At 71.4% G+C, this 8,189-nt stretch carries 8 protein-coding genes; 6 read left to right on the top strand and 2 right to left on the bottom strand.

The window, feature by feature from the left end; translation table 11 throughout:
• Positions 1-331: 331 nt before the first annotated feature.
• Both polA and ACFV61_RS12590 read left to right on the top strand, forming a co-directional pair.
• A complete protein-coding gene (polA, locus tag ACFV61_RS12595) occupies positions 332-3,019 on the top strand; it encodes a DNA polymerase I (RefSeq protein ID WP_063351036.1) in 2,688 nt (895 codons plus the stop codon).
• Between the two features lie 168 nt (positions 3,020-3,187).
• Positions 3,188-3,733 carry a GNAT family N-acetyltransferase gene (locus ACFV61_RS12590; RefSeq protein ID WP_380491555.1) on the top strand — a complete coding sequence of 182 codons (546 nt, stop codon included), beginning with the start codon at positions 3,188-3,190 and terminating at the stop codon, positions 3,731-3,733.
• 77 nt (positions 3,734-3,810) lie between these two features.
• Here the strand turns inward: ACFV61_RS12590 and ACFV61_RS12585 are convergent, their stop codons facing one another.
• Complete coding sequence (locus tag ACFV61_RS12585) at positions 3,811-4,455, bottom strand: TetR/AcrR family transcriptional regulator (protein ID WP_380491541.1); 645 nt, start codon at positions 4,453-4,455, stop codon at positions 3,811-3,813.
• Between the two features lie 70 nt (positions 4,456-4,525).
• Here ACFV61_RS12585 and ACFV61_RS12580 point away from each other — a divergent pair, with 70 nt between their 5' ends.
• The gene (locus ACFV61_RS12580; protein WP_380491540.1) at positions 4,526-5,188 is read left to right on the top strand and encodes an O-methyltransferase; all 663 of its coding nucleotides are present in this window, start codon (positions 4,526-4,528) and stop codon (positions 5,186-5,188) included.
• A 270-nt stretch (positions 5,189-5,458) separates the two neighbouring features.
• Positions 5,459-5,683 (top strand): hypothetical protein, encoded by a 225-nt coding sequence (locus ACFV61_RS12575; protein WP_380491538.1) that lies wholly within the window; start codon positions 5,459-5,461, stop codon positions 5,681-5,683.
• Between the two features lie 76 nt (positions 5,684-5,759).
• On the opposite strand, the gene ACFV61_RS12570 is transcribed toward ACFV61_RS12575, so the two are convergent.
• A complete protein-coding gene (locus ACFV61_RS12570) occupies positions 5,760-6,611 on the bottom strand; it encodes an alpha/beta fold hydrolase (protein ID WP_380491536.1) in 852 nt (283 codons plus the stop codon).
• A gap of 275 nt (positions 6,612-6,886) precedes the next feature.
• Here ACFV61_RS12570 and ACFV61_RS12565 point away from each other — a divergent pair, with 275 nt between their 5' ends.
• Entirely contained in the window at positions 6,887-7,300 is a 414-nt protein-coding gene (locus ACFV61_RS12565) for a GNAT family N-acetyltransferase (RefSeq protein ID WP_380491534.1), read from the top strand.
• 250 nt (positions 7,301-7,550) lie between these two features.
• Entirely contained in the window at positions 7,551-8,075 is a 525-nt protein-coding gene (locus ACFV61_RS12560; RefSeq protein WP_380491532.1) for a GNAT family N-acetyltransferase, read from the top strand.
• Positions 8,076-8,189: the final 114 nt, after the last annotated feature.

Genomic DNA, 8,189 nt, shown 5'->3' with positions numbered 1-8,189 from the left:
CCCTCCGGCCCTCCGGGGACCGACATCTCGCAGCTTGCGACCGCCCCCCCGACCTCCTCGGGGGACGGCCCCGGGCCCGGGGCGGGGGCGCGACACCGGGCCCCCCGCGCGCCCCGGGCGCCGCGGCCCCCGCTGCCCGCGCCCCGCGACCGACCGGCACGGCGCTCGACCGGCACGGCGTTCGATCGGCACGGCGCCCCTTTTGTCGGTGCCGGGCCATAGGATCGGTGGCCGGTAGTGGAATCGGCAGGAACGGGACGTTGACGTGGCTACGCAGAGTACGGACAAGGGCGCGACGGGTGGCGGCGGGGCCGGCCCACGGCCCCGGCTGATGCTGCTCGACGGGCACTCGATGGCCTACCGGGCCTTCTACGCCCTGCCCGTGGAGAACTTCAACACCTCCACCGGCCAGCCCACCAACGCGGTCTACGGCTTCGCCTCGATGCTCGCCAACACCGTCCGGGACGAGCAGCCCACCCACCTCGCCGTCGCCTTCGACCTCTCCCGGCAGACCTTCCGCTCCGTCGAGTTCCCCGACTACAAGGCCAACCGCGCCAAGACGCCGGACGAGTTCCGCAGCCAGGTCCCCCTGATCGGCGAACTGCTCGACGCGATGAACGTCCCCCGGCTGACGGCCGAGGGCTTCGAGGCCGACGACATCATCGCCACCCTGGCCACCGCCGCCGAGGCGGCCGGCTACGACGTCGACATCGTCACCGGCGACCGCGACTCCCTCCAGCTGGTCACCGACCACATCACCGTCCTCTACCCGACCAAGGGCGTCTCCGAGCTCACCCGCTACACCCCGGAGAAGGTCGCCGAGAAGTACGGCGTCACCCCGCGTCAGTACCCGGACCTCGCCGCCCTGCGCGGCGACCCGTCCGACAACCTGCCCGGCATCCCCGGCGTCGGCGAGAAGACCGCCGCCAAGTGGGTCAACCAGTTCGGCTCCTTCGACGAACTCGTCTCCCGCGCCGACGAGGTGAAGGGCAAGATCGGCGAGAAGCTGCGCGAACACCTCGACTCGGTCAAGCGCAACCGCGTCCTCACCGAGCTCGTCCGCGACGTCGAACTCCCGCTCGGCGTCGGCGACCTGGCCCGCGCGCCGTTCGACAAGGCCGCCGTCGGCACGCTGATGGAGTCGCTGGAGTTCCGCAACGCCAACTTCCGCGACCGCGTCCACGGCATCGACCCGGCCGCCGGCGAGGAGGAGGCCGCGGCCGAACTCGCCCCCGGCGTCGAGGTCGACGGCGAACTGCTCACCGACCCGGGCACGCTGGCCGGCTGGCTGCGCGAGCACGCCGCCGACACCAAGGCCCCCGTCGCCCTCGCCGCCGTCTACCAGTGGGCGCTCGGCACCGGCGAGGTCGCCGAAGTCGCCCTGGCCGCAGGGGAATCCGCCGCCTGGTTCGACCCGGCGCAGCTCGCCGAGGAGGACGAGCGGGCCTTCGCCGCCTGGCTCGCCGACCCGGCCGCCCCCAAGGCCCTGCACATCGCCAAGCAGGTCATGCGGGCCTTCGCCGAGCGCGGCTGGGCCATCGAGGGCGTCGTCGCCGACACCGCCCTCGCCGCCTACCTGGAGAAGCCCGGCCGCCGCACCTTCACCCTGGAGGTGCTCGCCGAGGAGTACCTGGCCCGCTCGCTCACCCCCGCCCCCGCCACCGAGGACGGCCAACTCGCCTTCGACGCCCCGGAGGAGGACCCGGCGGCCGGCGCCCAGGCGCTCATGCTCCAGGCCCGCGCCGTCCTCGACCTCGCCGCGCTCTTCGACACCCGCCTTGCCGAGGTCGGCGCCACCGGGCTGCTGCGCGACATGGAGCTGCCGATCGCCGCCCTGCTGGCCCGGATGGAGCGCACCGGCATCGCCGCCGACCGCCCCTGGCTCACCAGCCTGGAGGCGCAGTTCGCCACCGAGATCCAGCGCGTGGTCGAGGAGGCGCACGCCGCCGCCGGGCGCGAGTTCAACCTCGGCTCGCCCAAGCAGCTCCAGGAGATCCTCTTCGGCGAGCTCGCCCTCCCCAAGACCAAGAAGATCAAGACCGGCTACACCACCGACGCCGACGCGCTCACCTGGCTCGCCACCCAGACCGACAACGAACTGCCGGTCATCCTGCTGCGCCACCGCGACCAGGCCAAGCTGCGCACCACCGTCGAGGGCCTGCTCAAGACGGTCTCGCCCAAGGGCCGCATCCACACCACCTTCAACCAGATGGTCGCCGCCACCGGTCGGCTCTCCTCGCAGGACCCGAACCTGCAGAACATCCCCGTCCGCACCGAGGAGGGCCGCGCCATCCGCCGCGCCTTCGTCGTCGGCGAGGACTACGAGTCGCTGCTCACCGCCGACTACTCGCAGATCGAACTGCGCATCATGGCCCACCTCTCCGAGGACGAGGCCCTGTTGGAGGCCTTCGCCACCGGCGAGGACCTGCACACCACCGTCGCCTCCCAGGTCTTCGAGGTCCCGGGCACCGCGGTGGACGCCGAGATGCGCCGCAAGATCAAGGCGATGTCCTACGGCCTCGCCTACGGGCTGTCCGCGTACGGGCTCTCGCAGCAGCTCGGCATCAAGCCCGGCGAGGCCCAGGGCCTGATGGACACCTACTTCGAGCGCTTCGGCGGCGTCCGCGACTACCTGCGCCGGGTCGTCGACGAGGCCCGCGCCACCGGCTACACCGAGACGCTGCTCGGCCGCCGCCGCTACCTGCCGGACCTCAACAGCGACAACCGCCAGCGCCGCGAGATGGCGGAGCGGATGGCCCTCAACGCCCCGATCCAGGGCTCGGCTGCCGACATCGTCAAGATCGCCATGCTGCGGGTGGACGAGGCGCTGCGCGCCGCCGGCCTCACCTCCCGGATGCTGCTCCAGGTGCACGACGAAATCGTGCTGGAGCTGACCCCGGGCGAGCGCGAGCAGGTCGAGGCGATCGTCCGCGAGCAGATGGCCGGCGCCTACCCGCTGCGCGCCCCGCTGGACGTCTCGGTGGGCGTCGGCGCCAACTGGGAGGCCGCCGCGCACTGATACGGCGGCGCGGTACTCGGGGGTGCGGTACTCGGCGGGCCCGGACACGGCTGGTGTCCGGGCCCGCCGCTACGCTCCCGCGGGCCGTCGTGCAGCGGGCGCGGCACGTAACGGAGCCGTGGGGAGCGGAGGATGGCGCAGAGCCCCTTGGTGATCCAGAATGGTTCGATGGTCACGCTTGAGACTCCGCGTCTGATCCTGCGTCGCTGGCGCGAGGAGGACATTGCGCCCATGGCCGCCGTCAATGCCGACCCCGAGGTCATGCGGTGGATCCGTGACGGCAGCGTCCGTGACGAACAGCAGACCCGCAGCGGGATCCAGGCCTGGGAGAGCGAGTGGGAGGCGCAGGGCTTCGGCCTGTTCGCCGTGGAGATCCGGTCCACGGGCGAGCTGGCCGGGTTCACCGGCCTTTCGGTCCCCGGCTTCCTGCCGGAGGTGCTGCCGGCGGTCGAGGTCGGCTGGCGGCTGGGACGTCCCCACTGGGGGCGGGGCCTGGCCACCGAGGCCGCTGCGGCCGCTGTGCGGTTCGGGTTCGAGGAGCGAGGGCTGGAGCGGATCGTCAGCATCACCCAAGTGGGCAACGATGCCTCCGAACGGATCATGACCAAACTGGGGATGCGGCTGGCCCGTGAGACCGTCAGTCCCGCCGGCGGTCGGCGAGTGCGGGTGTTCGCGTTGTCGTCGGACCAGTACGCCGCAACCACTCGGCACTGAGCGCGGCCACCTGCTCGGCGGTCCCGCCGGTGCCCGGGAGTCGGCTGCTCACCGTCTCCCCTGCGTCGGCTACTCCGCTACTCCGCTGAGTCCGCTACGCCCGCGCGGTGCAGGAACGCCTCGACGAGGCGGTCGGTGAAAGCCTCGTCCACGGGTTCCGCCGTCACCAGGACGCGGTGGTAGAGCGGTCCCACGAGTTGGTCGATCTCCGCCGCCATGTCGAGTCCGGCGGCGAGCTGGCCGCGTTCCACCGCGCGTTCCAGCGGGAGCCGGTCGCGTCGGCGCTGTTCGTCGAGGTACCCGGACCGCAGGGCGGCGGCGAACGCGGGATCGTGCTGGGCGTGCCCGATGAGGGCCTTGAAGACGGCGCCCGCGTCGGACCGGGTGAGGAACAGGGCCAGTTGGCGCAGGTGGGCGCGCAGGTCCGGGGCCAGGTCGCCGTGGTCCGGCGGGGTCAGGGCTTCGGCCGCGTCCTGGAGGAAGGCGTCCAGGAGGATGTCGGTCTTGGTCTTCCACCAGCGGTAGACGGTCTGCTTGGCGACGCCCGCCCGGGCGGCGATGCCCTCGATGGTGACGCCGGTGAAGCCCTTCTCGACCAGAAGGTCGTCGGCCGCCTCCAGTACTGCCTGCCGGGCCTGTTCGCTGCGGCCGTGCCGGTTGCCGTGGTGGCGTGCCGCCGGTTGTGGCGCGGCCGCCGCGGCGGCCGTACTTCCTCGTTCCATGTCTGCCTCCTGGGGCCAGGGTAGGCCAGAATCGCTAGACGCAACGCAACGGTGCGTCTAGTCTAGGTCCATGACACCCACCAACACCCTCGAAGACCCCCGCGTCGCCACCGCCCTCGACCGGATGTTCCGGCATGCCGAGCAGGACGAGGCGACCAGCAAGCGGATCCGGGCGGCGCGGCCCCAGGGCTCCGCGCCCCTCGGCCCGCAGGAGCAGGCTGACGCCAACGCCGAGGTGTACATGCCGATCTCGGCCCAGGGTGGCCGCCTCCTCTACAACCTGATCCGGGCCACCCGCCCCGCCACCGTCGTCGAGTTCGGCACGTCCTTCGGCATCTCCACGCTCCATCTCGCCGCCGCGGTGCGCGACAACGGGACGGGCCGGGTGATCAGTACGGAACTGAGCGCCGCCAAGGCCGCGGCCGCCCGCCGGACGTTCGCCGAGACGGGACTGGACGACCTGATCACCGTCCTCGAAGGAGACGCCCGCGACACCCTCGCCGCAGTCGACGGCTCCGCCGACTTCGTCCTCCTCGACGGCTGGAAGGACCTGTGCCTGCCCGTTCTGCGGCTCCTCGAACCCCGCCTCGCGCCCGGCACCCTCGTCGTCGCCGACGACGTCGACCTGGAGGCCCTCGCGCCCTACCTCGACTACGTCCGCGAGCCCCGCAACGGCTACCAGAGCGTCACGTTCCCCGTGGAGGACGGAATGGAGATCAGCTGCCGCCTCTAGATCCGTGTGGCGTCGCGATCAGGCGTGGGTATCGCCTTCTTCGTGGGGGGCGGAACCCGGCAGCACACTGGTCGTGACGCGTGGGCAACTCACGAATGCCCAGCGCAAGTTCATCGGGCTGCCCCTGCCGATCGGCAGGTACGGCCCGCACCCCGAACGGTTGCGGGAGCAGAGCAGCTCAGGCCGGGCCGGTGGCGGGGGGAACGCAGGAAGTCGGCGGGGCCGACTTCTGGTGCAGGGGGGCTGGGCGACGGCGGTGACTGCGTCATCGTGGCCGGACGTCATCGGGGCAACAGCCGCCGCTACGTGCGGATCGTGATCAAGAGTCGGTTCCTGGTGAACTTCCGGGTCCATGCCGTCTACAGCCCGGCGCTGGTGCGTGCGTTGACGGAGGCGGGACCCGGCGAGGAGAAGGATTTCGGCGCCCGCTTCCTGTGGGACCCGGAGCAGGCGGAGAGCTGGGCGCGATCCCGGAACACGCCGAGGGCGGGCTGAGACCGGGCTGAGGGCGGCCTGAGGGCGGCGAAGCCGGCGCGCCGGTGGGGCGGCGCGCCGGGAATACCGCTCCGGATCAGCCCGCGAGGTGCTCCAGGAGCAGCGGCACGATCCGCTCGGCGTCGGCCTCCGGCAGCCAGTGGGTGGCGCCCTCCAGTGCGACGAACCGGTACGGGGCGCTGACGTGCTTGGCCGTCAGGTCGGCGGCGTCGCGGCCCAGGGCGCGGTCCTCGGTGCCCCAGACGAAGAGCGTGCGGACGGTGATCTCGCCGGCGGGCACCCGGAGTTCCTCGTTGATCGCCCGGTACCAGTTGAGCCCGGCCGTCAGCACGCCCGGCTCGGTCAGCCGTCGGACGTTGGACTCGGCCTGGTCCGTCGGCAGCGCGCCCCGGTAGATCGCGCGCAGCCTGGCCGCGTCGTCGGCCAGCATGGCCTGCTCGGCCACGTGCCCAGGCAGGCGGAACTCCCTGATGTACTGGGAGCGTTCGCGCTGGTCGCTGTCGTTGTTGAGGGCCTCGTAGAGCGCCTCGGGGTGCGGGGTGGAGAGCACGGTCAGGCTGTGCAGCCGCTCAGGGTGGGTGGAGGCCAGCGCCCAGGCGACGAGGCCGCCCCAGTCGTGGGCGACCAGGTGGAAGCGGGGCGCGTCCAGGGCGTCGGCGAAGCCCAGCGCGTCCGCGACCAGCAGCTCGACGGAGTAGTCCGCGATGTCCGCGGGGCGGGCGTCGGGGGAGTAGCCGCGCTGGTCCACCGCCACCGCGCGGTAGCCGGCCGCGGCCAGCGCGGTCAGCTCGGCACTCCAGCAGTCGGCGAACTCGGGGAACCCGTGCAGCAGCAGGACGAGTTCCCCGTCGGCGGGCCCGGCGGCCAGTCCGTCGAAGGTGTGCCGGCCGACGGTCAGGCGGACGGCGCTGGGCAGGGGTGAGGACATGGTCAGCTCCTGTAGATAGCACGTCAACAGGATGATCACATCACAGGATTGGGCGGGCGGACGCGGTGGGCGGTGCAGTGGGCGATGCAGTGGCCGACGCCGGTGCTCGCCCTTGGCGCGAGGGCCCAGGCACAGGAAGTCGGCGGGGCCGACTTCCTGCGTCCAGCCCGGCCCGTTGCTGTCGACGACGACGCACACGGGGTCACCGCCTTCGAGGTCCCGGGCGGCGAGTGGAGCGGCGAACGAAGCCGTGGATGCATGGCAGGCTGCGTTGCATGGTGACCAGTGATGCGTCGTGGGCCGATGACGGGGTGTTGGTAGTGCGTCCCGAGCTGACGGATGCCGAACTCGACGAACTGTTCAGCGCGTCGTGGCCGGATCACAAGCCGACCTCCTTCGCGCCGATACTGGCTCGCAGCCTGGCTTGGATCGCGGCGCGCCGGGGGAACCGGCTGGTCGGATTCGTCAACGTCGTCGGCGACGGAGGTGTGCACGCCTTCGTCCTGGACACCACCGTGCACCCGGATGAGCGCGGGCAGGGGCTCGGGACCCGGCTGGTGAGGGCGGCCGCCGACGAGGCGAGGGCACGCGGTGCCCAGTGGCTGCACGTCGACTACGAACCGCACCTGGAGTCCTTCTACGGCCAGTGCGGATTCCGGCCGACCGCCGCCGGGCTCATGCGGCTCTGAACGGGCCGCCTCCGTAGGTCCAATGGGTGCCGTCGTCCGTGGCTGCCGGTGCGGGCAGGCCGCCACGGTTGAACTCGGCGATCCCGGATACGACCCGGCGCGGTACGGCAAGGTCCGTAAGCACAGTTCAGTCCCGGTCGGGCAGGTTCCCCGGTGAACAGGAAGTCGTCGGCGGTGGCATCCATCAGAAGTTCGTCGCAAGGATGGCTGGGCGGCCTGAAGCGGTGGATGATCGACGAGGATCGTTGCCATGACCTACGTGATCGAAGCTGCTCGTCCGGGCGACTCCGCGCAGCTGGGGCCGTTGCTGCTGAGGGCTTGGCTGCAGACATACCCCAACCCGGAGGTGGGGATCGACGAGGACTGGATCCGTGAGCATCGCGGCTCGTCGGCTACCACGGAAGGCATCAACCAGTGGCGGGAGTTCATCGAGACAGCGAACCAGGAGCCGGATCTGCTGTTCTGCCGTGTTCTCCGTTCTGAAACCGAGATCGTGGGCGTTCTCTGCGGGCGCCGCGGCGAGGTGGTCACTCTCGGACCGATGTATCTGCTGGAACACGTCCAGGGCCAGGGGCTCGGTGGCCGCATGATGACCGAGTTCCTCACCTGGGCCGGATCCGCACCCATATGCCTATGGGCCACCGACTACAACGACAGCGCGGTCCGCTTCTACCAGCGCCACGGATTCAAGGCCACGGGTGAGCGAGAGTTCTGGCAAGGAAGGCTGCCCAACCTCCGTATGACCCGCGAGGTCGCACCCAGCATCAACAGCTGAGCTACCCGCGTTGGCAGCAACTGCCTCGAAGGCCAGCTGCGGGAGAACCCACACCACGGGCTCGTGGGTGGGGCGAAAACAGACTCGACGGGGGGGCGGCCGCCCCCGGGGGGG

It is taken from the genome of Kitasatospora sp. NPDC059817, from assembly GCF_042731835.1.
GTDB lineage: Bacteria > Actinomycetota > Actinomycetes > Streptomycetales > Streptomycetaceae > Kitasatospora.
The sequence above is the reverse complement of the archived record's forward strand: the minus strand, read 5'-3'. Positions and strand labels throughout refer to the sequence as shown.

Excerpts from the sequence above, each read along its gene's own strand:
- polA (WP_063351036.1), top strand. The coding sequence starts at position 332 with ATGCTGCTCGACGGGCACTCGATGGCCTACCGGGCCTTCTACGCCCTG.
- ACFV61_RS12590 (WP_380491555.1), top strand. The coding sequence starts at position 3,188 with ATGGTCACGCTTGAGACTCCGCGTCTGATCCTGCGTCGCTGGCGCGAG.
- ACFV61_RS12585 (WP_380491541.1), bottom strand. The coding sequence starts at position 4,455 with ATGGAACGAGGAAGTACGGCCGCCGCGGCGGCCGCGCCACAACCGGCG.
- ACFV61_RS12580 (WP_380491540.1), top strand. The coding sequence starts at position 4,526 with ATGACACCCACCAACACCCTCGAAGACCCCCGCGTCGCCACCGCCCTC.
- ACFV61_RS12570 (WP_380491536.1), bottom strand. The coding sequence starts at position 6,611 with ATGTCCTCACCCCTGCCCAGCGCCGTCCGCCTGACCGTCGGCCGGCAC.
- ACFV61_RS12565 (WP_380491534.1), top strand. The coding sequence starts at position 6,887 with ATGGTGACCAGTGATGCGTCGTGGGCCGATGACGGGGTGTTGGTAGTG.
- ACFV61_RS12560 (WP_380491532.1), top strand. The coding sequence starts at position 7,551 with ATGACCTACGTGATCGAAGCTGCTCGTCCGGGCGACTCCGCGCAGCTG.